Source organism: Azorhizobium sp. AG788 (assembly GCF_004364705.1).
GTDB lineage: Bacteria > Pseudomonadota > Alphaproteobacteria > Rhizobiales > Xanthobacteraceae > Azorhizobium > Azorhizobium caulinodans.
Map to the genome: position 1 here is coordinate 268,514 of NZ_SOBM01000007.1, position 24,987 is coordinate 293,500.

General features: G+C 69.3%; 23 protein-coding genes. 10 read left to right on the forward strand and 13 right to left on the reverse strand.

Translation table 11 applies throughout. The features are described 5' to 3' along the window. The first annotated feature begins 165 nt into the window (after positions 1–165). Entirely contained in the window at positions 166–1,344 is a 1,179-nt protein-coding gene (queG, locus tag DFO45_RS19595) for a tRNA epoxyqueuosine(34) reductase QueG (RefSeq protein WP_133866171.1), read from the forward strand. 49 nt (positions 1,345–1,393) lie between these two features. Then, complete coding sequence (locus tag DFO45_RS19600; RefSeq protein WP_133866172.1) at positions 1,394–2,278, forward strand: NAD-dependent epimerase/dehydratase family protein; 885 nt, start codon at positions 1,394–1,396, stop codon at positions 2,276–2,278. A 13-nt stretch (positions 2,279–2,291) separates the two neighbouring features. On the opposite strand, the gene DFO45_RS19605 is transcribed toward DFO45_RS19600, so the two are convergent. From DFO45_RS19605 to DFO45_RS19625, 5 genes are all read right to left on the reverse strand, one after another. After that, positions 2,292–2,756: a hypothetical protein gene (locus tag DFO45_RS19605; protein WP_133866173.1), complete on the reverse strand. Its 465-nt coding sequence runs from the start codon at positions 2,754–2,756 to the stop codon at positions 2,292–2,294. 31 nt (positions 2,757–2,787) lie between these two features. Then, positions 2,788–4,815 carry a SpoIIE family protein phosphatase gene (locus DFO45_RS19610; protein ID WP_133866174.1) on the reverse strand — a complete coding sequence of 676 codons (2,028 nt, stop codon included), beginning with the start codon at positions 4,813–4,815 and terminating at the stop codon, positions 2,788–2,790. After that, a complete protein-coding gene (locus DFO45_RS19615) occupies positions 4,802–5,299 on the reverse strand; it encodes a universal stress protein (protein WP_133866175.1) in 498 nt (165 codons plus the stop codon). Before DFO45_RS19615 ends, DFO45_RS19610 begins: the two co-directional genes overlap by 14 nt. Before the next feature lie 74 nt (positions 5,300–5,373). Continuing rightward, positions 5,374–5,763 carry a VOC family protein gene (locus DFO45_RS19620; protein WP_133866176.1) on the reverse strand — a complete coding sequence of 130 codons (390 nt, stop codon included), beginning with the start codon at positions 5,761–5,763 and terminating at the stop codon, positions 5,374–5,376. 52 nt (positions 5,764–5,815) lie between these two features. Continuing rightward, positions 5,816–6,529, reverse strand: coding sequence for a YafY family protein (locus DFO45_RS19625; RefSeq protein ID WP_133866246.1), 714 nt, complete (start codon positions 6,527–6,529; stop codon positions 5,816–5,818). A gap of 162 nt (positions 6,530–6,691) precedes the next feature. On the opposite strand from DFO45_RS19625, the gene DFO45_RS19630 reads away from it, so the two are divergent. Continuing rightward, positions 6,692–7,129 carry a heme-binding protein gene (locus DFO45_RS19630; RefSeq protein ID WP_133866177.1) on the forward strand — a complete coding sequence of 146 codons (438 nt, stop codon included), beginning with the start codon at positions 6,692–6,694 and terminating at the stop codon, positions 7,127–7,129. 45 nt (positions 7,130–7,174) lie between these two features. Here the strand turns inward: DFO45_RS19630 and DFO45_RS19635 are convergent, their stop codons facing one another. Then, positions 7,175–7,963 carry an NAD(P)H-dependent oxidoreductase gene (locus DFO45_RS19635; RefSeq protein ID WP_133866178.1) on the reverse strand — a complete coding sequence of 263 codons (789 nt, stop codon included), beginning with the start codon at positions 7,961–7,963 and terminating at the stop codon, positions 7,175–7,177. Positions 7,964–8,069: 106 nt separating this feature from the next. Here DFO45_RS19635 and DFO45_RS19640 point away from each other — a divergent pair, with 106 nt between their 5' ends. Then, on the forward strand, positions 8,070–8,996 hold the full coding sequence (locus tag DFO45_RS19640; RefSeq protein WP_133866179.1) for a LysR family transcriptional regulator: 927 nt from the start codon (positions 8,070–8,072) through the stop codon (positions 8,994–8,996). Positions 8,997–9,032: 36 nt separating this feature from the next. On the opposite strand, the gene DFO45_RS19645 is transcribed toward DFO45_RS19640, so the two are convergent. Beyond that, the gene (locus tag DFO45_RS19645) at positions 9,033–9,623 is read right to left on the reverse strand and encodes a malonic semialdehyde reductase (RefSeq protein ID WP_012173205.1); all 591 of its coding nucleotides are present in this window, start codon (positions 9,621–9,623) and stop codon (positions 9,033–9,035) included. A gap of 261 nt (positions 9,624–9,884) precedes the next feature. Between DFO45_RS19645 and DFO45_RS19650 the strand changes: the two genes are divergently transcribed. From DFO45_RS19650 to DFO45_RS19660, 3 genes are all read left to right on the forward strand, one after another. Beyond that, positions 9,885–11,102 (forward strand): pyridoxal phosphate-dependent aminotransferase, encoded by a 1,218-nt coding sequence (locus DFO45_RS19650; RefSeq protein WP_133866180.1) that lies wholly within the window; start codon positions 9,885–9,887, stop codon positions 11,100–11,102. A 7-nt stretch (positions 11,103–11,109) separates the two neighbouring features. After that, a complete protein-coding gene (locus DFO45_RS19655; protein ID WP_166657191.1) occupies positions 11,110–12,171 on the forward strand; it encodes an AbrB family transcriptional regulator in 1,062 nt (353 codons plus the stop codon). A 64-nt stretch (positions 12,172–12,235) separates the two neighbouring features. Further along, a complete protein-coding gene (locus tag DFO45_RS19660; protein WP_245518183.1) occupies positions 12,236–12,703 on the forward strand; it encodes a DoxX family protein in 468 nt (155 codons plus the stop codon). 5 nt (positions 12,704–12,708) lie between these two features. Here the strand turns inward: DFO45_RS19660 and DFO45_RS19665 are convergent, their stop codons facing one another. Together DFO45_RS19665 and phaZ are read right to left on the reverse strand one after the other, a co-directional pair. Beyond that, complete coding sequence (locus tag DFO45_RS19665; protein WP_245518184.1) at positions 12,709–13,410, reverse strand: SprT family zinc-dependent metalloprotease; 702 nt, start codon at positions 13,408–13,410, stop codon at positions 12,709–12,711. Between the two features lie 306 nt (positions 13,411–13,716). Further along, complete coding sequence (phaZ, locus tag DFO45_RS19670; protein WP_244421891.1) at positions 13,717–14,991, reverse strand: polyhydroxyalkanoate depolymerase; 1,275 nt, start codon at positions 14,989–14,991, stop codon at positions 13,717–13,719. A gap of 333 nt (positions 14,992–15,324) precedes the next feature. Between phaZ and DFO45_RS19675 the strand changes: the two genes are divergently transcribed. From DFO45_RS19675 to DFO45_RS19685, 3 genes are read left to right on the forward strand one after another with little or no spacing between them, the layout of a single operon-like run. After that, entirely contained in the window at positions 15,325–16,683 is a 1,359-nt protein-coding gene (locus DFO45_RS19675; protein WP_133866183.1) for an ActS/PrrB/RegB family redox-sensitive histidine kinase, read from the forward strand. Positions 16,684–16,737: 54 nt separating this feature from the next. Then, positions 16,738–17,292: an ActR/PrrA/RegA family redox response regulator transcription factor gene (locus tag DFO45_RS19680; protein WP_012173212.1), complete on the forward strand. Its 555-nt coding sequence runs from the start codon at positions 16,738–16,740 to the stop codon at positions 17,290–17,292. A gap of 1 nt (position 17,293) precedes the next feature. Then, positions 17,294–17,929: a pentapeptide repeat-containing protein gene (locus DFO45_RS19685; protein WP_133866184.1), complete on the forward strand. Its 636-nt coding sequence runs from the start codon at positions 17,294–17,296 to the stop codon at positions 17,927–17,929. Between the two features lie 3 nt (positions 17,930–17,932). Here the strand turns inward: DFO45_RS19685 and DFO45_RS19690 are convergent, their stop codons facing one another. From DFO45_RS19690 to rsmB, 4 genes are all read right to left on the reverse strand, one after another. Beyond that, positions 17,933–19,330, reverse strand: coding sequence for an SLC13 family permease (locus DFO45_RS19690; RefSeq protein ID WP_133866185.1), 1,398 nt, complete (start codon positions 19,328–19,330; stop codon positions 17,933–17,935). Between the two features lie 134 nt (positions 19,331–19,464). Next, entirely contained in the window at positions 19,465–21,054 is a 1,590-nt protein-coding gene (purH, locus tag DFO45_RS19695; protein ID WP_133866186.1) for a bifunctional phosphoribosylaminoimidazolecarboxamide formyltransferase/IMP cyclohydrolase, read from the reverse strand. 122 nt (positions 21,055–21,176) lie between these two features. Beyond that, entirely contained in the window at positions 21,177–22,982 is a 1,806-nt protein-coding gene (locus DFO45_RS19700) for a heparinase II/III family protein (protein WP_244421767.1), read from the reverse strand. 205 nt (positions 22,983–23,187) lie between these two features. Then, positions 23,188–24,558, reverse strand: coding sequence for a 16S rRNA (cytosine(967)-C(5))-methyltransferase RsmB (rsmB, locus tag DFO45_RS19705; RefSeq protein WP_133866187.1), 1,371 nt, complete (start codon positions 24,556–24,558; stop codon positions 23,188–23,190). Positions 24,559–24,987 lie beyond the last annotated feature (429 nt).

Here is a 24,987-nt window from a genome sequence, read left to right on the forward strand (position 1 = left end):
CGTCTGTCCCCTCCCCAGCCCTCCCCCGCAAGCGGGAGAGGGAGCGAGGTCACGCGTGTGCAACGTTGTCACGCACAGCACGGTAAAAGCCCTCTCCCGCTTGCGGGGGAGGGTTGGGAGGGGGCAAAGCGTCGCCTCTCCTCCCCGCGCACCGGGGGTCCGCCCATGAGCGCGCCCGCCCGCAAGACCGCCCCGCTCTCCCCCTCGGACCTCAAGGACCAACTCCGCGCCCTGGCGCTGGAGGAAGGCTTCGACGCCTTCGGCATCGCCGATCCCGACGCCGTGGGCGATGCCGGCACGCGCCTGCGCCACTGGGTGGCGGAGGAACGCTATGGCGACATGGGCTGGATGGCCGAGACGCTGGACCGCCGCGTCCATGCCCGCGCCATGTGGCCGGAAGCGCTGCGGGTGGTCATGCTGGGCATGAATTACGGGCCGGACGAAGACCCGCGCACGGTTCTCGCGGAACGCAGCCGGGGTGCCATCTCCGTCTATGCGCGGGGCGAGGACTATCACGACATCATCAAGCCCAAGCTGAAGCGTCTCGCCCGCGCGCTGCTGGCGCTCGCCGGCACGGGCGATGTGAAGGTGTTCGTGGACACCGCCCCGCTCATGGAGAAGCCGCTCGCCATGGCCGCCGGCCTCGGCTGGCAGGGCAAGCACACCAATCTGGTCTCGCGGGCGCGGGGCTCGTGGCTGTTCCTCGGCGCCATCGCCACCACGCTGGACCTGCCCGTGGATGCGCCCATGGGCGATCATTGCGGCCAGTGCCGGGCCTGCCTCGACGCCTGCCCGACCGCCGCCTTTCCCGCCCCCTATCAGATCGACGCGCGCCGCTGCGTCTCCTACCTCACCATCGAGCACAAGGGGCCGATCCCGCGCGACCTGCGCCCGCTCATGGGCAACCGCATCTATGGCTGCGACGATTGTCTCGCCGCCTGCCCCTGGAACAAGTTCGCGGAGCTGGGGCGGGAAGCGAAGCTCGCCGCCCGCGACGAGAACCGGGCGCCGGACTTGGCGGAGCTCGCAACGCTGGACGATGCCGCCTTCCGCGCCCGCTTTCCGAAAAGCCCCATCAAGCGGGTGGGGAGGGGCCGCTTCCTGCGCAACGTGCTGACCGCCATCGGGAATGCGGGCGATCCCGCGCTCGTGCCCAGCGCGCAGGCGCATCTCGGCGATCCGGATGCGCTGGTGCGCGGCGCCGCCGTCTGGGCGCTCTCGCGCCTGTTGCCGGCGCCGGAGTTCGCAACTCTGGCTGCCGTTCAGGCCGGAGCGGAAGCGGACGCGGAGGTCGCGGCCGAATGGACCGCCGCGCTCGAGGCGGACGCACCACCCCGGACCTGACGCTCCGGCCGTCTTGCCCTTGTCGGACTTCTTCGCCAAACGAAGAGGCATGAGCACGCTTCTCGCCGTAGGGCTCGGCTATTGCGCCCGCCACTTCATCGCCAGCCATCCGGCCGTGTTCGACCGGGTGATCGGCACCGCCCGCACGGCAGAGGGCGCAGCCGCCATCACGGCGACGGGCGCGGAGGGGCTCGTGTTCGATGGCTCGGCCGTCCACCCGGAGCTTGCGGCCGCCATCGCAGCGGCGGATGTGCTGATGCTCTCCGCCCCGCCCGGCGAGGCGGGTGATCCGCTGCTCGCCGCCGCGCGGGCGCAGATCGAGGCGGCTCCCAACCTGCGACAGGTGCTCTACCTCACCACGCTCGGGGTCTATGGCGACCATCAGGGCGGCTGGGTGGATGAGGACACACCGCCCAAGGCCGGCAGCGCCCGGCTGGAACGGCGCCTCGCGGCGGAGGCGGACCTGCTCGCGGTAGGGGCGGCGAAGGGCGTTCCGGTGGCGGTGCTGCGGCTGGCCGGCATCTATGGCCCGGAGCGCAATGCCTTCCTCCAGTTGAAAGCAGGCGAGGCCCGGCGCATCGAGAAACCGAACCAGGTGTTCAACCGCATCCATGTGGCGGACATCTCCGCCACCATGGCCAAGGTGATCGAGACCGGCTTCGGCGGGCTGCTCAACGTGACGGACGACCGGCCGGCCCCGCCCGGCGATCCCATCGCCTTCGCTGCCGGCCTCATGGGCATCGCCCCGCCGCCCGCCATTCCCTTCGAGGTGGCGGCGCGCAGCATGTCGCCCATGGCGCTGTCCTTCTGGGCCGCCAGCAAGCGCGTGCGGAACGACCGGCTGAAGGCGCTCGGCGTTGCGCTGGCCTATCCCACCTATGAGGATGGGCTCACGGCTCTCTATGGCGAATTGAAAGGCGCAGGCGAAATTTAGCCGGCGACACTAATTATTTTGCCGAAGAAGGACCGGGCGCGCCGGGCCGGCCGATCCCCGCGATCAACCAGATCGTCCCGCCCATCAGGGCGCCGGCAAGGCCCCCGGACAGTAGGAACAGCGGGCGGATCCGCATCGCCCCCTGAAGCTCGGCGAGCCCGAACGCGAGGCCGCCCGTGGGCGCCCAGGTGGCGACCAGCAGCAGCATGCGCACGGCGAGGCCCGCAGCAAACCAGATGGCAATGTGCCGCCACAAGGCCGTGATGCGCCGCGTCGCCAGAAGCCGGTGGATAAGGACGCCCAGCGTCCAAACGCCCGCGCAGCCGAGCAGCAGGCTGAGGACGAGAGAGAGGAGCAGCCATTCGGTGGGGTCGAGCGGCCCCGTGCTCCGCGGCAGTCCGAACAGGAGCATCTGAAGGCCCGTCAGCGCGGGCGCCCACAAGGGTGCAATGAGAAAGGCGCGGAGCGTGCGGTTCATATGGGGACCCTGCCGACCCGATGTGGCGGACTCAGGGCTGCCCGCCTCCGAACCAGACACGGAACAGGGCGATCTCCGCCCGCGCCAGCGGCGCGAGGCCGTGCGCCAGTGTCAGGCGCGCCGCCGCATCCGCCTCCAGTTCCACCGCCCGCGCCCGTGCCGCCGCGCCGGCAAGGCCGAACTGACCCAGCAGACCCGCCAGCGCATGGGCGGCGGCGGTGACGGCAGCTGGATCGCTGGCCTCCTCCCAGTCCGCGATCTTCTGCGTCGCATTTTCCAGAAAGCGCAGGGCGAGGCGGGCGAACGCCTCCTCCCCCACCGCCTTGCGCAGGGCCGCAATGCCCGCGGGCTGGAAATCGGGCGCGCCATCGGCGGCGGACTGCGGAGCCGTCTCGACCGGGGGCGTGGCCTCCGCCCTGCGGGCGCGTGCGGAGGGCAGCACGATGCGCTCCACCGCCGGGACGGAGACGGCGGGAGCGGGGGCTTGCACGGCCATGTCCGGCAACGCCTCGCGCACCTGAGGCCCGGCATCCGCCCGCTGGAGCAACACGAACATCCAGTCGTCTTCCGGTGCAGGTCCGAGGCGGGCGGCAACGCGGCTCGCCGCCCGCGCCGCAGCGGCCTCGAGCGGCGCCGACTGGCGGCTCATCAGTTCCTGCGTGAGCCAGTCCGGGCACGGCCCGCCGCTTGCGAGTTCCGCAGGATCGAGACCATCCGTGGACAGCAGCAGGCGCTCGCCCGGCGCCAGAACGTAGCTCATCTCGTCATAGGCGGGTGCTTCGGTGAAGCCGAGCAAAGGCCCCGACACCTGGAGGGGCCGCGCGCCGGCGCGAGTCACCACCATGGGCAAGGGATGGCCGGCGGAGGCGAGCTTGAGCGTGCCATCCGCATGGAGGTCCAGCACCAGGGCGGTTGCCACGACGCCCTCCAGCCCCTCCTCCCGGAAGACAAGGCCGGACCAGCGGGTGAGAAAGGCGGCCGGGCCCAGCGGCTCGCCGGCGTCCAGAGCCCGGACCATGGCCGCATGGGCGACCGCGCCGGCCTTGGCCTGGATGCCGTGGCCCATCACGTCCGCCAGCACGATGCGGTCGGCCCCGGTGCGGGGCAGGTGAATGACGAGGTCGCCGCCACCGATGTCCGCTGTCTCCCAGCGCAGGGCAGCGGCGAAGGCGCCGAGCCGCTCCGGCAGCCGCGGCCGCACCAGATGCTCCAGCGAGGCGCCGAAATAGTGAAAGAGCCGCGCCCGTTGCCGGGCGGAGCGCTCGAGCGCCAGCTTCACCGTTTCGCGCAGCCGGTCCGGCATCACCGGCTTGGTGAGGAAGGTATCGACGCCGAGCTCCAGCACCTTCAGCCGCACGGAGGGATCGCCGGTAATCATCACGATGGGGATGGGCGGGCGCTCGGCATCATTCTCCAGCGCCTCGATGAGCGGCGTGCCCTCGTCGGCGCCGAGGTGGAAATCTGAGACGATGAGATCCACCCGCGTCTTGCGGGCCAGCGCCAGCGCCTGCTTCAGCGTCTGCGCCGGCAGCACGCGGTAATCAGGCTCGAGAATGGTGAGATAGGCGTCGAGCAGGACCGGCTCGTCCTCCACCACCAGCACCTGCGGGCGGCGACGGGCAAGGCGGCGGATGCCGACGAGCCGGTTGGGCGGGCCTGACTGGTAGGTCACATCGTCGAGGGCGGCGCGGATGATGGCGAGCCCCCGGCCGCTGCCCCCCTCGGGGTCGGAAGCGGCGAGGCGTGCCCCGCGCCAGCGCTCCTCGAAGGCAGGGAAGGCGCCGCCGTCATCGGTGAGGGTGAAGGTGAGCGTCACGCCGCTCAGCATGACCTCAAGGCCGATGTCCTGCGCCGAGGGCGTGCCGTGGCGCACCACATTGGTCGCAAGCTCCACCACCGCCGTGATGATCTCATCGGCGATGTCGCCGCCGAGGCGCAGCTCCGCGAAATGGCGCCGGAGCGCCTTGCGCAGCCAGGAGACCCCTTCAAGCGTCGCCGGCTGGCGCGCCTCGAACAGCTTCACGCCCGCCTCCCCGCCCGCCGGCTCATGCGAGGCCATCCAGTTCGTCGTCGGACAAAGCGCCGGGCACGATGGTGATGGGAATGGGGAAGGCGGCGGAAGCCGCGCCCCCGAGCGCCGTCACCAGCGGCCCCGGCCCCTCGCGATGAAGGCCGGCGGCCAGCACGAGGATGGCGATGTCGCGGTCCTCGGCGATCAGCGCCTGCAGCACCGTGGCCCGCGCGCCTTCCCGCACCACCGTCTCGGCGGTGACGCCCGCCACCTGCCTGGCGCGCGCGGCATAATCATCCAGCCGCACCTGCGCCGTCTCGGTCGCTTCCGCCCGCATCAGATCGGCGACACCCAGCCACTGCTGGTGCGCGTCCTCCAGCTCCAGCACGGCGAGCAGCACGAGCCCGCCATGGGTGCGGGCAGCGCGGCGGGCGGCGTAATAGACAGCCCGGTCGCATTCCGGCGTCTCGTCCACCACCACAAGGAACTTGCGGCGGTGGCCCGGCTCGTGGCTCTGGCGTTTCAGGATCATGCGCAAAGGTCCAAATCAACGCCACGATGCTGCCACGTCGCCCCCCGCCGCGCGATGCCCAATCGCGCTGTAGGTCAGGCCTCGACGGGCAGGGAGCCCTCGGCAAAGGCATAGACGCGCAGACGATGGCCGTCCGGGTCCACAGCCACGAAGCTGCGGCCGAAATCGAGATCGGTGGGCGGCAATGCGATCTGCGCGCCACGCCGCACCCAGTCCGCATGGGTGGCGTCCACCGCCTCGATCTCCTTCACATTGAAGCCGATCTCGCTGGCGCCGGGCAGAGCCGTCGGCGCGGGGGCCACACCGCCCCGGCCCCACAGGCCCACCCGCAGGCCGGAGGAGAGCACGAACAGCACGAAGGTCGGGCTTTCCTCCACCGGCGCCCGGCCAAACAGGCGGCCGTAGAAGCGGGCACTGGCGGCCGGATCGCTCACATAGAGCAGGATCATATTGCTATAGGTCATTGGGGGTCCGCTCCCATCGCTTCGGTCATGTCGTGCTTAAGCCGGGCTGCTGTCAAATTCCGGCAGCAGGCCGGCATCCCTCCACCGGCTTCAGCTCGGTCTCCCGCCACGCCTTCATGAGCGCCTGCCGGCGGCGGGGATAGCGCATCTCCATGAGGCGGGCCTCGGCGATGCGGTCGGTGCGGAAATGGCGGAAGCCGTCGCGCAGTTCGCACCACGCCATCATCAGCCGCACATGGTCGAAGAAGGTGAGGCCGAAGGGCCAGACCACCCGCTCCGTGGCCGCGCCCTCGCCGTCGCGATAGAGGATGTGCAGCTTGCGCTCGATGCGGATGGCCTTGCGCAGCAGGGCCGGGTCCACCGTATCGCCGGGAATGGGCGCGGTGGGCGCCACGTGGAGGCTGGAGGACTCGAGTTCCGCCCGCAGGTCCGGGGGCAGCACCGCGCTGAGCCGGGCAAGCGCGCTCACCGCCGCATCCCGCAGCCGGTCGTCGCCGCGCCCCGCCACCCAGCGCGAACCCAGCACCAGCGCCTCGATCTCCTCCACCGGAAACATCAGGGGCGGCAGCGTGAAGCCGGGCTTCAGGACATAGCCGACACCCGGCTCGCCCACGATGTCGGCGCCTTGCGCCTGAAGGCTGGCGATGTCGCGATAGAGGGTGCGGATGCTCACCCCGATCTCGGCCGCCAACGCCTGCCCGCTCACCGGCCGGCGATGCCGGCGCAGGACGTGGAGAAGGTCGAAGAGGCGCTCGGTGCGGGACATGGAGAAGCCATAGCGGGACGGGCTGCCAGAAAGTGGCAGCATGTCACCGGAACGCCAAGCGGCCTGTGCGGCAGTCCCCGCCATCGCGCGATGCGCGGCGATGGGCTACATGGCGATCAGGGAGCCGGGTCCCGGTTCGCCCGCAAGACTTCCGGAGGCAAGATGTCCGAACTCACCCTCGCCAAGGCTCAGATCATCCTTTCCGCCGCGCTGGAAAAGGCCGGCGCGCTCTCCCTGAGCCCGCTCGCCATCGCCGTGCTCGACGCCCGCGGCGCGCTCAAGGCCTATGGCGCGCAGGACGGCACCAGCCTCAAGCGGGGCGAGATCGCGCTCGGCAAGGCGAAGGGCGCGCTGGCGCTGGGCGTCGGCTCGCGCTCGCTGTTCCGCCGCGCCAAGGACCAGCCCTTCTTCATCGCCGCCGCCACCTCGGCGGTGGGCGGCGACCTCGTCCCGGTGCCGGGCGGCGTGCTGATCCGCAATGCCGCCGGCGCCATCATCGGCGTGGTGGGCGTGTCCGGCGACACCTCGGACAATGACGAGGCCTGCGCGCTCGCCGGCATCGCGGCCGCCGGCTTCACCGCCGATCCCGGCCAGGACTGACCTCAGTATTCCGAGCCGATGGCGAGAGCCGGCGGCGGAGCGCGTTCAGCCGCCGGCCTTCTCCCGATGGACGCCGAAGCCCGTCGCGCCGGGCTCCAGATCGGGGCGCAGCTCCATGCTGGGAATGAGATAGTCGCCCCCGTTCTGGCGACGATAGGGAATGGGCGCCGTCGTATCGAGCGTGCGCATCCGCTCCCGCAACTGCGACGCCAGGGCCTCGAAGCCCGCCGCGTCGAGCCGGTTGGTGCGATGGGCGACGTAGGGCGGCAGCACGTCGAAGCCGGGGTAGTAGAGAATGCCGTGGTTGATGGGGAACAGCACGTCCTCGATCGGCCCGTTGATGCCGCGCCCGGAATAATGTTCCTGCCAGCCGCCGGTGGTGACGATGAGCATGGCGCGCTTTCCGGCCATGCTGCCCTCGCCATAGCGGTCGCCCCAGCGGGTGCTGCTGTGCTCGCCCACGCCATAGGCGAAACCATAGGCATACACGCGATCCACCCAGCCCTTCAGGATCGCCGGCATGGTGAACCACCAGAGCGGGAACTGGAGAATGACCGTATCGGCCCAGCGCAGCTTCTCGTGTTCCGCCTGCACATCGGCGGTAAGGGTTCCGGCGGCGAAGGCCGCGCCGGAGGCGGCGGCGACATTGAGCGGCGCGTCGGGATCGAGACCGGGGAAGTCGGCTCGATCGGCCTGCGCCTTCCAGCCCAGCGCATAGAGGTCGGACACCTGCACCGTGTGCCCGGCGGCCTCCAGCGTTTCGATGGCCACGTCGAGGAGCGCCCCGTTGAGCGAACGCCGCTCGGGATGGGCGAAAACAAACAGGACATTCATGGCTTGTTCCACTTGGGTCGTGGCCCGGAATTGGCCGTCGCCCAAGGGTTAGCCGAGCATGAGCTTTGCCACTATAACGGCATAATGCATATGCTTATGCCACTAGATGGATAAATCGGACGTCACCCTGGAGCGGATGCGCACCTTCGTGCGGGTTGCCGAGCGTGGCAGCCTGTCGGCTGTGGCGCGCGAACTCGGCATCGGCCAGTCCAGCGTCACCCGCCATGTGCGCGATCTGGAGGGGGCGGTGGGCGTCGTCCTGCTCAACCGCACCACCCGCCGCGTGAGCCTGACCGAGGAAGGCGCGCGCTATTATGCGGACTGCCTCCAGATCCTGCGTCTGGTGGAGCAGGCGGGCGACGGGCTGCGCGACACCCGCCAGTCCCCGGCGGGCACGGTGCGGCTATCCTGCTCGGCAGCCTTCGGCGTGCTGCATCTGTGCCGGCTGATGTTCGCCTTCCAGGACCGCTATCCGGAGATCGAGGTTGATCTCAGCCTCAGCGACGAGCGGGTGGATCTGGTGCAGGAGGGGGTGGACCTCGCCCTGCGCCTCGCGCCTCTGACCGACAGTTCCCTCAAGCTGCGCTCGCTGGGTCACAGCCGCCGGGTGCTGGCGGCGGCGCCGGCGTATCTCGCCGCTTATGGCCGGCCGCAGACGCCGCAGGATATAGCGGACCACGAGGGCGTGCGGATGACCATCGTCTCCGGCAGCGACATGCTCTCCCTTCGGGGACCGGATGGGGAGCGGCATCTGGTGCCGTTCGGCGGCCGCTTCCGGGTGGACCATGGATTGGCGGTGCGGGAGGCCCTGATGGCGGGACGCGGGCTCGCGCTGACCCATATCTGGCTCGTCCACGACCTGCTGGCCGAGGGGCGGCTGGAGCAGCTGCTGCCGGACTATGAGGCGCCGTCGATGCCCCTGAGCCTGCTCATCGTGCCGGGACGGGAAACCATCACGCGGGTGCGGCTGCTGATCGACTTTCTGGCGGCGGAGATCGCCGCCATTCCCGGCATGGACGGCAGGCCGGCGTAAAAGCCCGCCGCACCCGCGGCGCGGCGGGCTGACGGATCAGACGATCTTCGCGCCGTCCTCGAAGGGCAGGCGCGGGAGGCGGTCGAACACCTTGGACGCATCGCCATGGCCGATGGCGGCGATGAAGTTGGTCTTGATCTTGGTGCCGGCGAAGAATTCCTCATCTACCTTGGCGGCGTTGAAGCCGGACATGGGGCCGACATCGAGGCCCACCGCGCGGGCGGCGAGGATGAAATAGGCGCCCTGGAGCGAGGAATTGCGGAAGGCGTGCGGCTCGACCATGCCCGGATTGTTGGTGAACAGATCCTTGAAGCCGGGATTATGCGGGAAGAGCTGCGGGATCTTCTCGTAGAACTCGAGGTCATAGCCGATGAGGGCGATCACCGGAGCGGCGAGAGCCTTGAGGTTGCCCTCCGACAGCGCCGGCTTCAGGCGGGCCTTGGCCTCTTCGGACTTCACGAACACAAGGCGCGCGGGCTGGGTGTTCGCGGAGGTGGGGCCGTAGATATAGAGCTCATAGAGCTCCTTGAGCTCGGCGTCCGTGACCGGCTCGGAGGTCCAGCCATTGTGCGAACGGGCCTTGAGGAACAGCGTATCAAGCGCCGCCTGATCGATCTTGTAGGGCATGCAAACATCACCAGATGGAAGGATGCGGTCTGGCCGCTCGATCCTTGCAATTACGCCAAGCCAGCGCTTGCGCAAGAGGCTTCTCACGCAAGGACTTCTTGCGGTGGCGCAAATTCCATCTCCTTTTCGTGGATCGGACTTTGCGCGGCAGGCGGATTCCCATCACGGGCCGCGATGGCGGCACCACGCTAATTGATGTGTCGGGAAGGCCGAAGCGGGCTATGGTCCCGGCACCTTTCAGCCCTGCCTGCCATGAGTCCCATGACGTCTGCCACGCTCCGCGCCGCCGCGCCCGAATCCGCCGAAGACCGCCTGCTGGCCGACGTCAGCGCCCACGCCACCAACCTGCCCCCGAGCGGCATCGTCGAGCTGATGAACTACGGGCGCACCCGCGAGGGGCTGATCCCGCTGTGGGTTGGCGAGGGCGACCTGCCCACACCCGCTTTCATCTGCGAGGCCGCCGCCGGCGCCCTGCATCGCGGCGAGACCTTCTACACCTGGCAGCGGGGCGTGCCGGAGCTGCGCGCGGCCATCGCCCGCTACATGACGCGCCAGTACGGGGTGGCGGAGACGCCGGAGCGCTATTTCGTCTGCGGCTCGGGCATGCAGGCCATCAACATCGCCTTCGCGCTCACCCTCTCGCCGGGCGACGAGATCATCATCCCCACGCCCGCCTGGCCGAATGCGGCGGCGGCGGCCCTGACACGTGGCGCGAAGCCCGTGAGCGTGCCGTTCGCCTATGGGCCGGACGGCTTCTCGCTGGACTTCCAGCGCATCGCGGACGCCATCACCCCCCGCACCCGCGCCATCTTCATCAACACCCCGGCGAACCCCACCGGCTTCGTCGCCAGCCGCGAGGCGCTCCAGACGCTGCTGGACCTCGCCCGCGCCCGCGGCATCTGGATCGTCGCTGACGAGATATACGGCCGCTTCTATTACGGCCCCGAAGGCCGCGCGCCGTCCTTCCATGACATCATGGCACCGGACGACCGCATCCTGTTCGTTCAGACCTTCTCCAAGAACTGGGCCATGACCGGCTGGCGCATCGGCTGGATCGAGGCCCCGCCGGTGCTGGGGCCGGTGATCGAGAACCTGGTGCAGTTCTTCACCTCCGGCGTCGCCCCCTTCATGCAGCGCGGCGCCATCGCGGCGCTCGATGACGGCGAGCCCTTCGTGGCCGAGCAGATTGCCCGTGCCCGTGCCGGCTGCGACATGGTGGCGGACCCGCTGATCGCCACCGGCAAGGTCGATCTCGTGAAGCCGCACGGCGCCTTCTATCTCTTCCTCTCCATCCCCGGACAGGACGACGTGCGGCGCCTCGCCCTGCGGCTGGTGGACGAGGCCAACATCGGCCTCGCACCCGGCACCGCCTTTGGTCCCGGCGGCGAGCGCTTCCTGCGCCTGTGCTACGCGCGGGGCGAGGGACAACTGAGAGAAGCTACCGCCCGCTTCGTCTCCTGGCTCGAACGCAACGTCTGAACCGGTGGTGCGGCGCCCGCGGCTCGACCAGCGCCTGTGGCTGACGACGCTCGTCACGCTCGCGCTGGCGACGGCGGGGGGCGGCGCCTTTGCGGCCCTGCACCTGCCGGCTCCCTGGATGTCCGGCGCTCTGGTCGCCGTCACGCTCTGGGTGCTGGCCGGCCGGCCCGCTGTGGTGCCGGCCCCGCTGCGCATCCTCACTTATGTGGTGCTCGGCGCCTCGATGGGCGGAGCGCTGACACCGCAATCGCTGGCGCAGGCCTCGGCGTGGCCGCTCAGCATGGGCTTTCTCGCGCTCAACGTGGTCGCGGTGGTGGCGGCCTGCGTCTTCTATTTCCGCCGCGTGGCGGGCTGGGACCTCGCTTCGGCCCTCTATGCCTCGACGCCGGGCGCCCTCTCGGCGGTGATGGCGCTGGCGGAAAGCACCTCGGCCGACCTGCGCAAGGTCGCCTTCTCGCAGGGGCTGCGCCTGTTCCTGCTGGTGGTGGGACTGCCCAACCTGCTCAATGTCATCGGCCTTGATGCCGCGGCCCCACCGGCCGCCGTCGCGGCCGAGCCGATGGTGGGGCTGGCGGAACTGCTGGCGGCGAGCGCGATCCTCGGCCTGCTGTTCGACCGCCTGCACGTGCCGGGCGGCCTTCTGCTCGGCGCCATGGCGGCCAGCGCCGCGCTGCACATCTCGGGTCTCAGCACCGCCCACATTCCCGCCGTCCTCATGATCCCGGCCTATGTGGTGCTGGGTGCCAGCGTGGGCGTGCGCTTTGCCGGCACGCGCATGGACACGCTCAAGGCGAACATCATCGCCTCGCTGGGCGGCTTCGCTGTGGCCATGGTGATTTCCGCGGCATTCTCGATCCTCGCCGCCCTCGCGACCGGCGAGGACACCGGCAAGATGCTGACCGCCTTCGCCCCCGGCGCCCTCGAGACCATGACGGCACTTGGCTTCGCGCTCGGCTATGATCCTGCCTTCATGAGCGCGCACCATCTGTTCCGTTTCGTCGGCCTGTCGGTGGCGCTGCCCTTTGCCTCGCATTTGCTGGTGCTGCTGTCGCGCAACGAGCGGCCCTGACACGCCGGGCGGTCAACCATTTGTGTCCGCCGTCCCCTTGCGCGGGAGCGGGACACCGTTGCACATGCTGCGCCGCAACAAAACGGTCGCCCCGCAGGACCGTACACCGCTGAAAGGCCCCTTGATGAAGTTCCTGGACAATCTGGCCCTGTTGGTCGGCCGCATCCTCATGGCGAGCCTGTTCCTGCCTGCCGGTGTCGGCAAGGCCATGAACCTCGCCGGTTTCGCCGGCATGCTGGCCGGCAAGGGCCTCCCCATGCCGGACGTGCTCGCGATCGCCGCGGCCACCGTCGAGATCGGCGGGTCCATCCTTCTGGTGATCGGTGTCCTGCCGCGTCTCACCGCCTTCGTGGTCGGCGGCTTCACCCTCATCGCCGCCCTCACGTCCCATCAGTTCTGGGACATCACGGACAGCGCCGCGCGCATGGCGCAGCAGAACAACTTCTTCAAGAACATCGCCATCATCGGCGGCCTGATGTTCTATTTCGCCGCCGGTCCGGGTCAGTACGCCCTCGGCCGCCGGAAGGACTGAGCGGCCTATTCGGCCCCATAGCGGTGGAGGCCGGCGCCGTTCTGGCGCAGCCAGGCCTCCGCCGCCCGCCGCTCGGGATAGATGCGCTCCACCAGACGCCAGAAGCGGGCGCTGTGGTTCATCTCCAGCCGGTGGCAGACCTCGTGGGCGGCGAGATAATCGAGCACCCAGCCGGGCGCGAGGATCAGCCGCCACGAAAAGGACAGCGACCCGTCGGACGAGCAGGAGCCCCAGCGGCTTGCCGTGTCCCGCAGCGTGATGCGTCCCACCTGCACGTTCAGTGCCGCAGCATGGCGGCGCACCGCCTCCGCGAAATCCGTCCGCGCCTGCCGCTTCAGATAATCGCCCACGCGACGCGCCACATAGGGCGCCTCGCCCGCCACGCAGAGCAGCGGCCCGTTCGCGCCGTCCTCGATCCAGACCGTGCCGCGGGCCTCCGGCCGATGATCGATGCGATGGACCACGCCCCGCACGGGTACGAGGGCGCCATCCACAAACGGCACGTTCTCCGGCAGGCGGCCGAGGCGCACGCGCACCCATTCCCGGTGCCGCTGCACGAAGGCAGCGGCCGAGGCATAGGAGACGTGGGGCGGCGCGGTGAGGGTCACGTCGCGCGAGGCCGCGCGCACGCGCAAGGTGAGACGCTGGGCCGACGGGTGGCGGCGAATTTCCACCTTGAGCGTTTCGGCCTCAAGCGCGAGATCCACCCATTCGCCCCGGGCGGGGCGCGGAGGTGGCGGGGGGGACTGCCTGTCCTGACGGCGGAAGAGCATGGCGATCCGGAAGCCCGTCCCATCCCCGATGACGGCATCGGCGAAGGGACAGGGCGCAAGCTGGGGGCGGAACCGCCAGTGCCCGAGACGCCGGAAATCCGGAGCCGGAAGATCGGCTCCGGGCCTGCCGGCCCGAATCGAACGACCGAACGGTCAAGGCGATCTTGATCCGTTTCGCGGGCGTCCGCCACTCACAAGTGCAATGCGGTGGCGCCGCCGCAAGCGATGCCCCGAGGCGCGCTAGATACCGCTCTGGCGCGGAAACGGCGTGACGTTGCCCTGCCCGCTGGCCTGCTGATGTTCCTGCGTGAGGATGAAGTCGGCGATGCGCGGCTGGATCTCGGAGCGGAAGCGCGAGCCGTTGAACACGCCGTAATGGCCAACGCCCGGCTGGAGATAATGGGCGCGCTTCTCATCGGGCAGGTGCGGGCACAGCTTGTGAGCAGCGCGCGTCTGGCCGACGCCGGAGATGTCGTCCTTCTCGCCTTCCACCGTCATCAGGGCGCAACGGCGGACGGCCTCGGTCCGCACAGGCATGCTGCGGTGCAGCATCTGTCCGGTCGGAAGCGCGTGGGTGATGAACACGCTCTCCACCGTCTCCAGATAGAAGCGGGCGTCGAGGTCCATCACGGCCAGATATTCGTCATAGAATTCCCGGTGCTTCTCGGCGCTGTCGCCATCGCCCGCCACCAGATGCCGGAACAGGTCCGCATGGGCCTTCAGGTGCCGGTCGAGGTTCATGCTCATGAAACCGGTGAGCTGCAGGAAGCCCGGATAGACATGCCGCATGGCGCCCGAATGGGGCCATGGCACCTGCGAGATCACGTTGCGGCGGAAGAAATCGATGCCCTTGTCCTTGGCGAGGGCGTTGACGGCGGTGGGCGCCTCGCGGGTGTCGATGGGCCCGCCCATGAGGATCATGGACTTGGGGACGTAGGGATCGTCCTCCGCCTCCATGCGCGAGATCGCCATCAGCACCGGCACCGCCGGCTGGCAGACGGCCAGCACATGGCAGTCTCCGCCGAGGCGATGGAAGACGGAGATGAGGTAGTCCACATAGTCATCAAGGCCGAAGGTGCCTTCGGTCAGGGGCACCGTCTTGGCGTCGGCCCAGTCGGTCACATAGACGTCGTGGCTCGGCAGGAATGCCTCCACCGTGCCGCGCAGCAGTGTGGCGTAATGGCCGGACATGGGCGCCACCACCACGAGGCGCGGCTGCGGCCGGCGGGGCGGGTGCTCGAAGGCGCGCTCGAAATGCAGCAGCCGGCAGAAGGGCCGCTCCCACACCGGATTGATGTGAACCGGCACCCGGACGCCATCGACGGTCGTCTCGGTCAGCCCCCAGTCCGGTTTGCCGTAACGGCGCGTGGTGCGCTCGTAGAGCTCCATCGCCGCCGCCATGGACTTGCCCATGGTGGTGTGGGCCATGGGATTCATGGGGTTCTTGAACAGAAGGCGGCTGGCGTCCGCCATGGCCCGCGACGGGTTCAGCGCCGCATAGCCCAGCTCATACATGAAATAGAGCGGTGAAGACTGGAGGGAGAAGCCCTCTTCGCTTTCGCGGACGGGCGCGACGAACTCACCAATGGCGGCCATGGGACCTTCCTGAAGACGTTTCCCTGCGAGGGCCGTTCCGCATCGCGCGCTGGTCCCGCTTGTATCGGCGGGGAAAGCCTGCGGTGCCTGATGTCCGGCCCGAACGGTTTCCCCCCCATTCACGCGAGACTGTCGGTGTCAAACTGCTCCGTCAATGACGACCAAAGGAGCAGCCTGTTATTGGAATAATTGGATCAGAATTTCCTTGTGCGGGGCTGGTCGGCCGCGCGTCCGTCAGAGAACCTCTCCGTCATGGCCTCCCCTTTCACCCCTCCCGCACGGTCACTTGGACTTCGGCTCGACACTCTGATTCGCCTGCGGTGGCTCGCCGTGGCGGGTCAGACGATGGCGCTTCTGGTGGTCTACCTTCTGATGGCCTTTCCGGTTCCATTGGCCGCGTGTCTGGCGCCGGTGGCGCTCTCGGTCCTGCTCAACATCGTGCTACGCGCACGCTATCCTGGCGCCACGCGCCTGCCCGACCTCACGGCCGGTCCGCTGCTTGCCTACGACGTGCTCCAGCTCACCGCCCTGCTCTATCTGACGGGCGGTCTCTCCAATCCCTTCGCCTTCCTCTATCTCGCTCCGGTGATGATCTCGGCCACCGCCCTGTCGTGGCGCACCACCGCGACGCTCGGCGCCTTCGTGGTCTTCTGCGCCGGTGCCGTCGGCCTGTTCCACTGGCCCCTGCCCTGGGCCAGCGTCGGGGCGCCGGTGCTGCCTGATCTCTATCTCGCCGGCCTGTGGGTGGCGCTCACCGTCTCCGTGGCCTTCATCGGTCTCCACTCCTGGCGGGTGGCGGAAGAGGCGCGCGAACTTGCCGACGCGCTCGCCGCCACCGAGCTGGTGCTCGCCCGCGAGCAGCACCTCTCCCAGCTCGATGGCCTCGCCGCCGCCGCCGCCCACGAACTCGGCACGCCGCTCGCCACCATCGCCCTGGTGGTGAAGGAGCTGGAACATTCGGTGCCCAAGAACGATCCCCACGCGGAGGACATCGCGCTGCTGCGGGACCAGGTGAAACGCTGCCGGGACATTTTGCAGAAGCTCACCTCGCTGGGCTCCGGCGATGCCCCCTTCGACCGCATGCCCCTGCGCCTGCTCATTGAGGAGGTGGTGGAGCCGCACCGCGACTTCGGCATCGAGATCGCCATCTCGCTGCCCGAGGACCCCGCCGGAGAGCCGGTGCTCGCCCGCAATCCCGGCCTGATCTATGGGATCGGCAACCTCGTAGAGAATGCCGTGGACTTCGCGGCGCATCGCGTGGACATCACCGGCCGCTGGACGCCCACCCACATGGAACTGGTGGTGCGGGACGACGGCCCGGGCTTCGCTCCGGAGGTCAGCGACCGCATCGGACTGCCTTATGTGACGAGCCGCGCCCGCACGCCGGAGGACGCAACGGGCGAGAGCGGGCTCGGCCTCGGCTTCTTCATCGCCAAGACGCTTCTGGAGCGTTCCGGCGCCAATCTGAAGGTGGAAAACCGCGCCGCGCCCGAGCATGGTGCCACGGTGCGCATCATCTGGCCGCGCAGCGCGCTCGATCTTGAAGAGAGCGAGACAGATCTTGCGTCAAATCAACGCACGATGTCTCCTGAGGTCACAAAAGGGGTCTAGAACCACCAGCCCCACAAGCCCGCCCGGCAGGGTGAAGGCGAGAGGATTGTTGCGATGTCCGAACTGCAGCTTCCCGAGACCGTCGAGGATCGGTCCGTCCTGATCGTGGACGATGACAAGCCGTTCCTCCAGCGGCTCGCCCGCGCCATGGAAACCCGCGGCTTCGCGGTGAGCACGGCGGAGAGCGTGGCCGACGGGCTCGCGCAGGTGGAACATGCCGCCCCCGCTTATGCGGTGGTGGACATGCGGCTCGGAGACGGCACCGGCCTCGACGTGATCGAGGCGCTGAAGCGCCAGCGCCCCCATGCCCGCGCCATCGTGCTGACCGGCTATGGCAACATCGCCACCGCCGTCACCGCCGTGAAGATGGGCGCCGTGGACTATCTGGCGAAGCCCGCCGATGCGGACGACGTGATGGCGGCCCTCATCGCCAATGGCGACCACAAGCCGATCCCACCGGAAAACCCCATGTCCGCCGACCGCGTCCGCTGGGAGCATATCCAGCGCGTGTACGAGCTCTGCGGTCGCAACGTCTCGGAGACGGCCCGCCGCCTCTCCATGCACCGCCGCACGCTCCAGCGCATTCTCGCCAAGCGCGCGCCGCGCTGACATGACGGAGGATCCGCCGGTCGTTCCGGCTCCGGACGGCCGTGCGGATCGCGACACCATCGAGGCGGCCCTCGCCCGTGCGGAGGGGCCGCTCACCTTTTCCGGCTGGGCGCTGCACGGCCTCGATCTCAGCGCGCTGGATCTATCCGGCTGCATCTTCGAGCGCTGCCGCGGCGCGGGCGTCGATTTCTCCGCCTGCGACCTGAGCGAAGCCACCTTCCGGAACAGCGATTTCAACAACGCCGTTTTCCGCCGCACCAAGCTCGCCTCCACGCATTTCTCGGACTGCAAGCTGACCGGCATCCAGGTTTCGGCCGCCTCCGCCCTCGGCCTCGTCTTCGTCCGCTGCCTGCTGATCGCCGCCCAGTTGCGCGGTCTCTCGTTCCGCCGGCAGGATCTCGACGGCCTCGATTTTCAGGATGCGGACCTCTCGGAAGCCGATTTCCGCGAAGCGGTGCTCACCAACTGCAGCCTGCGCGATGCCCATGTGGCGCGGGCGCGCTTCGAGGGCGCGGATCTGCGGGGGGCTGATCTCGGCGGGCTGAAGCTGGCAGATGCCGGCCGCTTCCGGGGCGCGACCATCTCCAAGGCGCAGGCCGCGGATCTGCTGGCCGGGCTCGGGCTTCGCGTGTCGTGAGCGTCAGATCACGCCGAGCCACCGCCACCACGTATAATCGAGCGGCGCAAGCAGAAGGAAGGTGAGCGCGGAACTCGCCAGGGCGAGGCGCGTCGCATCGGCAATCCGCGCCTTCCCCAGTTCCAGCGCCACGATGATGGGCGGCGCCTGATAAGGCAGGATGACGGTGGAGAAGGCGAGCACCTGCGCCAGCACCACGGCCTCGATGGAAAAGCCGGTAGCGGCGGCGAGTTCCTTCGCCATGGGCGTCAGCAGGGCCGGAACGCCGTTCGACGTGACTGCCAGTCCCAGCGTGCTCCCGAGCGCGAGGAGCCAGCCGAAATTCGCCGCCGGCGTCTCCGGCGAGAAGGGCATGAGCGCGACCAGCGCGTCACCGAGCGCATCACCGACGCCGCTGGCATTCACGGTCGCCACGAGGCCGAGCAGGCCGGCCACGTAGAAGATGGTGCGCATGTTCACCTGCCCGAACGCCTCCGGGGGTAGCACACCGATGCCCGGCATCAGGCACAGGGCGGCGCCCGCAATGCCGATCCAGGCTGGCGAGATGTGGTGCAGGCTATCGGTCATCCAGAGCAGGAGGGTCAGCGCCAGCAGGCCCGCGAGACGGCGCTCCGCCGCGCTCCAGGGCGTGCGCGGGGGCCTCGGCACGCCTTCGGAGCGCGCCAGACGATCGGGAAAGAGCAGCGTGATGAGCAGCACCAGCACCACGCCCTTGCCGATGCCGATCACCGGGGCATGCAGGATGAGATAGGGCAGATAGCCGAAGCGCAGGCCATAAAGCTGCTCGGCAGCACCCGTCATCACGAGGTTGGGCACGTTCGCCGGCAGGATGGAGGCGGAGAGCAGGAAGGTGCCGAACCCCACAGCCAGCACGACGCCGGTGCGCCCCGCCCGGCCGGGTGTCAGGCCGATGCGATCGCACAAGGCGAGCATGATCGGCATCAGCAGCGCGATGCGGCCCATGTTGGACGGCATGACGAAGGCGAGCGCATAGCTGAGCGCCACGGTGCCGCCGATGAGGGCCGGATAGGAGCCGGACAGCGGCCCGGCCAGGGCCTGCGCGATGCGGGCGGCAAGTCCGGTGCGCGAGATGGCGAGCCCGACCACCATGCCGGAGAGCACCAGCCAGAAAGCCGACGCGGCAAAACCCGAGAACACCACCGGTGGCGGCGCGACGACGGTGAGGGTCGCGAGTGCAAAGAACAGGAAAGTGGTGACGATTTCCGGCAGCGCGGCCGTCGCCCACAGTCCCATGCAAAGCAGGCCGATGGCAGCGCCGAGCGCGGTGCGCGGGGCCAGACCGAGCGCGGGACCAGCCGCATAAAGCGCGGCGGCAAGGACGAGAAGCACGCCCGGCACGATCCAGAAGCCGGGACGCGGCGCAGCGGCGCCGGCACTCATGATCTGGCCTCCCATGGCTTTCCCGCCGGATCGTACGTCCGGCTTGGCAGGTGCCGCAGGCGAAGCCGCCGGCGGCCGTCATGGAAACCACACCCGCCCCGCGCTGGCGAGGCGGGGTGCGGCCAGTGTCCCGATCAGTGCTTGAAGTGGCGCACGCCGGTGAAGACCATGGCGAGGCCCGCAGCATCCGCAGCCGCGATCACCTCGGCATCGCGCATGGAGCCGCCGGGCTGGATCACCGCCGTGGCGCCCGCCTCCACCGCCGCCAGAAGGCCGTCGGCGAAGGGGAAGAAGGCATCGGAGGCCACCACCGAGCCCTTGGTCAGCGGCTCGGAGAGGCCCGCCGCCTCGGCCGCATCCTGCGCCTTGCGGGCGGCGATGCGGGCCGAATCCACGCGGCTCATCTGGCCGGCACCGATGCCCACCGTCGCGCCGTTCTTGGCATAGATGATGGTGTTGGACTTCACGTGCTTGGCCACGCGGAAGGCGAAACGCAAATCGGAGAGTTCCTGCGCGGTGGGCTCGCGCTTGGTGACGACCTTCAGTTCCAGATCGTCCACCGTGGCGTTGTCGCGGCTCTGCACGAGGAGGCCACCGGCCACCGTGCGGATGTTGAGGCCCGCCGCGCGCACGTCCGGCAGGCCGCCGGTGAGCAGCAGGCGCAGGTTCTTCTTGGCGCCGACGAGGGCGATCGCCGCCTCGGTGGCGTCGGGGGCGACGATCACCTCGGTGAAGATCTCGGTCATGAGCTTCGCCGCCTCGGCGTCCAGCGTCTGGTTGACGGCGATGATGCCGCCGAAGGCCGAGACGGGATCGCAGGCCAGCGCCTTGGTGTAGGCCTCGGCGAGCGAGGCGCCTTCCGCCACGCCGCAGGGGTTGGCGTGCTTCACGATCACCACCGCCGAGGTGCGGGCGGGATGGAATTCGGCCACCGCCTCGAAGGCGGCGTCGGTGTCGTTGATGTTGTTGAAGGAGAGCTGCTTGCCCTGCACCTGACGGGCGGTGGCGACGCCGGGGCGGCGCTCGTCCGAGGCATAGAAGGCCGCCTTCTGGTGCGGGTTCTCGCCATAGCGGAGGCTCTCGATGAGCTTGCCGCCCACGGCGCGGAACAGCGGCGCTTCCGCATCCACCTGCGTCGCGAACCAGTTGGAGATGGCCGCGTCATAGGCGGCGGTGCGGGCATAGGCGGTCTGGGCGAGGCGCTTGCGCAGGGCGAGCGTGGTGCCGCCATGGAGCTGCACCTCGGAGAGCACCGCCGCATAATCGGACGTGTCCACCACCACGGCCACGTCATTGTGGTTCTTGGCGGCGCCACGGATGAGCGCCGGGCCGCCGATGTCGATGTTCTCGATCACGTCGTCGAAGCCGGCGCCCCGCGCAACGGTGGCCTCGAAGGGATAGAGGTTCACCACCACGAGGTCGATGGGGGCAATGGCGTGCTCGGCGAGCGAAGCCTGATGGCCGGCGTCACCGCGGATGGCGAGGATGCCGCCATGCACCTTGGGGTGCAGCGTCTTCACGCGGCCATCCATCATCTCAGGGAAGCCGGTGAGGTCGGAGACGTCCTTCACGTCGAGCCCGGCATCGGCCAGCGCCTTGCGGGTGCCGCCGGTGGAGACCAGTTCCACCCCGCTCTTGGCGAGCGCCGTGGCGAATTCGACCAGCCCGGTCTTGTCGGACACCGACAGGAGGGCACGGGTGATGGGACGGACATCGACGGACATGGGGCTCTCCGGGCGCGGCGATTGGGGCGCGGGCGATTTTGCCCGTCGCCCTATCACGGGTGGCCGGTGCCGTCATCCATGCCGAAGCGTTGCCTCCCATGCGCCAAGCGCGGCCTCGACCCTCAGCCGCGGGACCCGCGTGATCCGCTGGGGCGCGGCACCTGGGCCTCACGGGTGCGCAGGAGCGTCCAGACGAGCCGGGGATCATCCGCCAGCGTGCCGAGCAGGACGAGCTGCGTGGTGCGGCGCGGCCCCTCCGAGGTGGCGAGGAAGACGCTTTCCTCCAGCACCACCTGCTGGCCCGGCGCCACGAAAGCCCAGGCCTCGCCATTGGGCAGGCCGAGGAGCACGGTGGAGGGATCGTCCAGCCGCTCCACCTGCACCTGTGGATGGAGATGGAAGCGCACCGCGAAGGGTGTGCGCCCGAGAGCGGAGGGCGCGCCCTCGGCCGCCCGGAACTGGTCCTCGCCATCAAGCCGCGACCCATCGGCCGCCAGCCGCCAGGAGCGCTGGTGGATGACCCCGAAGGCATCCGCATAGCCGTCATGGCTCGCCCGCAGCAGGATGGCACCTTCGCGCGCGCCCCGCTGCACCGGCACGTCGCGCGGGCCGGAAATGATCGGCACGCCCGCGAGGCGCGTGAGGTAAGTGCCATGCAGGAAGTGGCAGGAGGAGGTGTCGCCCACCACCGCCGTCGAATGGGCCGCCGTGGCGCGGGCCACCTGCCGCCAGACCTCGCGGTTGATGGCGCTCATGCCGCAATTGACGATGATGCGGTTGCGGCCCGAGGAGAACTCGAAGGCGAGGCAGGAGGCGTGCGCCTCCATGGAGGCGGCAATCGGTGGGGGTGGGCCCGTATCGGCGATCACCACAGTGCCCTTGGCATCGAGCCGCTGGAAGCCTGAATGGGGGGCATTGGCCACCGGCGCGCCGCGCGCATCGTCATAGGCGAGGATGGTGGCGAGCTCGTCCGCCGCCGTATGGCCCATGCCGTGAAACAAGGCGAACGAGCCATCCCCATGCCGGAAGAAGCGCAGCATGGGCATCATGCGGTCAATGGCGTTCATCAGCGCCGGCGGGGCGGGCTGGTTGCGCGCGGCGAAGGCGTGGCGCAGCGGCAGAAGGTCCAGCAGCAGCTCGATCAGCACGCCGGGACTGCGCGTAATGGAGCCGCCATCGGCGAGAATCTGCCGTTCCAGTTCCTCGGAGAGGCGCTTCTGCACCGCCCGCAGCAGCCGCGACTGCTCCGACATGCACAGGCCGGCGAAGGCGAGGGCGATGATGACGATGAGGCGCGGATAGCCATCCGGCGCGTCGCTGGCCGCCTTGCGCAGGCCACGCACCTGCCGGGCGATGGCGCGCATGAAGCGGCGGTAGAATTCGTGGTCCGCATCCTGAAGGATGAAGGGCGCCTGCGTGAGCCAGGCGATGACCCGGTGGGCCGTCACTTCCGGATCGGCGGCGATGGCACGGGCGCGGCCGGCATCGCGCATCCAGTCGCCCACAAGGGCGCGGGCATTGGCGCGGGCGATGGTGGTTCCCGCCGCGCGCAGATGGCGCAGCCAGGAGAAGGAATGGAGCACCTGCGCCCATTCGCGGGACGGCGGCTCCAGCTCGAACGGCGTCTTGCCTTCCAGGAAGGCCACCTTGCCGGCGAAGGCGAAGGTGCCGGCATAGATTTCGGTGGCGCGGGTGGCATCCCCGGTGCGCAGGTCCTGCGGCGCGATCAGCAGCCGCTCGGGAACCGGCACGACGACTTGCGCGAGGGTGAGCGGGGCGCCGGGCGCACGCGCGGTCACGAGCCGCCAGAGGCGGTCGGTGAGAAAGGCGGCGAGCCGGAGGCGCTCCATCAGCGCGCCCCGACGGGCGGCGCGGGACCGCCCCCCACCTGCCTTCCACGGCATGTTTCCAGCCGTCGTGTTCGCCATCGCTCCGCTCCCGGGAGGGTCGGGAGAACCATCCGCGCCCCCGCGCGATGCGTGCCTTGCGGCGGCATCCACGGGCGGGGCAGGGCGGCATCAGTCCTCATGGCCCTCGTTCGGCGGCGTCAGCCGCGCTTCCGACGGAGCCGACCTTGGGGCAGATTCGTCACCCTCCGGGGACTCCGTCCCCTCCCCCATACGTGAGAAAGGGTTAGCGCTTTCTCAAGCGGGCGGCGAAGAAGCCGTCGAGGCCCGATCTTTCCGGCTCGCCGCGCACCAGATCGCAGGGCAGGGTGCGCAGATCTCCCTCGGGCGTGATGTAAGGAGCAAGGCCCTCCATCTCGTCCGGCTTCAGGGGCACGCGCTCCACATCATTGCGGGCGGCAAGCACACGGGCCACCTGCGCCTCGCCTTCCTCCGGCTCCAGCGAGCAGGTGGCATAGACGAGAAGGCCGCCGGATTTCAGCAGGTCCAGCGCATGGTCGATGAGGCCCGCCTGCACGGCGGCGAGCGTCGCCACATCCGAGGGACGCTTGGCCCAGGCGATGTCGGGATGGCGGCGCAGCGTGCCCGTGGCCGTGCAGGGCGCGTCGAGCAGGATGGCATCGAACGGCCCGGCCTTGAGGCTTGCGGCATCGGCTTCCCGCACATCGGCGGTGAGCTTGAGGCGGGCGAGATTCTCGGAGAGGCGGGCGAGGCGGGGGCCGGAGCGGTCCACCGCCGTCACCTTGGCCCCGGCGGCGGCGAGCTGGGCGGTCTTGCCGCCGGGCGCGGCACAGAGGTCCGCGACGCTCTTGCCCGCCACATCGCCCAGAAGGCGCGCGGGCAGCGCGGCGGCCGCGTCCTGCACCCACCATTCGCCGTCCTCATAGCCGGGCAGGGCACGCACGGCGCCGGCCTGGAGCACGCGCACCGTGCCCGTGGGCAGCACCTCGCCGCCCAGCTTCTCCGCCCAGCCGGCAGCATCGGACTTCACGGTGATGTCGAGGGCCGGCTCGTGGGAAAGAATGTCGGTGATGGCCTTGGCCCGCTCAGGCCCATAGGCTTTGGTCCAGCGCTGGCGCAGCCATTCCGGCGTATCGAGGCCGAGGGTGGCGACGGCCGCCAGGCGCTCCTCGCGCTCGCGGGCGAGGCGGCGCAGCACCGCATTGATGAGGCCGGCAAAGCCTGCCGTGGAATTGTCGCCGCGCGCGATATCCACGCTGAGGCCCACCGCCGCATGGTCCGGCACATCCATGAACAGGATCTGCGCCGCGCCCACCAGCAGCACGGTCTCCACCTTCGGCGCGGACTTGGGCGCGCCGCGCTCCATCAGCGCGGTCAGCACCGCCCGCAGGGTGCCGAGGCGGCGCAGCGCGGTGGCGACGATGCGGAAGGCAAGCGCCCGGTCGCGGGGCTCCAGACCCGCATCATGGATGAAGGCGTCCTCCAGCGAGGCATTGCCGCGCAGGATGCGATCCAGCGCATCGGCGGCAAGCAGGCGGGCCGGGAGACCGGCGGACGTGGCAGGACGCTGCGGCCCGCGCGGACCGTTGCCGCGCGCGGGACCATGGGGGCGATTGGGACGCGAAGGTGCTTTCATCCCGTGGAACTAGGGGGTTCACGGGATGGGCGCAAGGGGATCCATGAGCAGTCATTCGATCACTAGTCGTGGGATCTTCCGATAAAGTGACGCCTTGCGATCCGAAGCATCACCTGCACAGTGCATAGCCCGATGGCAATTCGGGCATAGGGCCACCGTATTACTGACCGTGTCGCTACCTCCGTCAGCGAGATGGCGAACATGATGCACCTCAAGGAAAGGCATCCCCTCCACGGTTGTAAAAGGAGCATTACATCCGCAACACTCGCAAACGCCGTTAGCGCAACGCAGGACAAATGCTTTTACCTTCGGATCCCTCAAGAATACGTTCGAGACCGATGTAGACACTTTAGGTTCGCGTATGCCGTCAGGTACATCTTGGAAAGATCGTGACAGCAGAGTTCGAACGCGGTCCTCTAATACGGAATC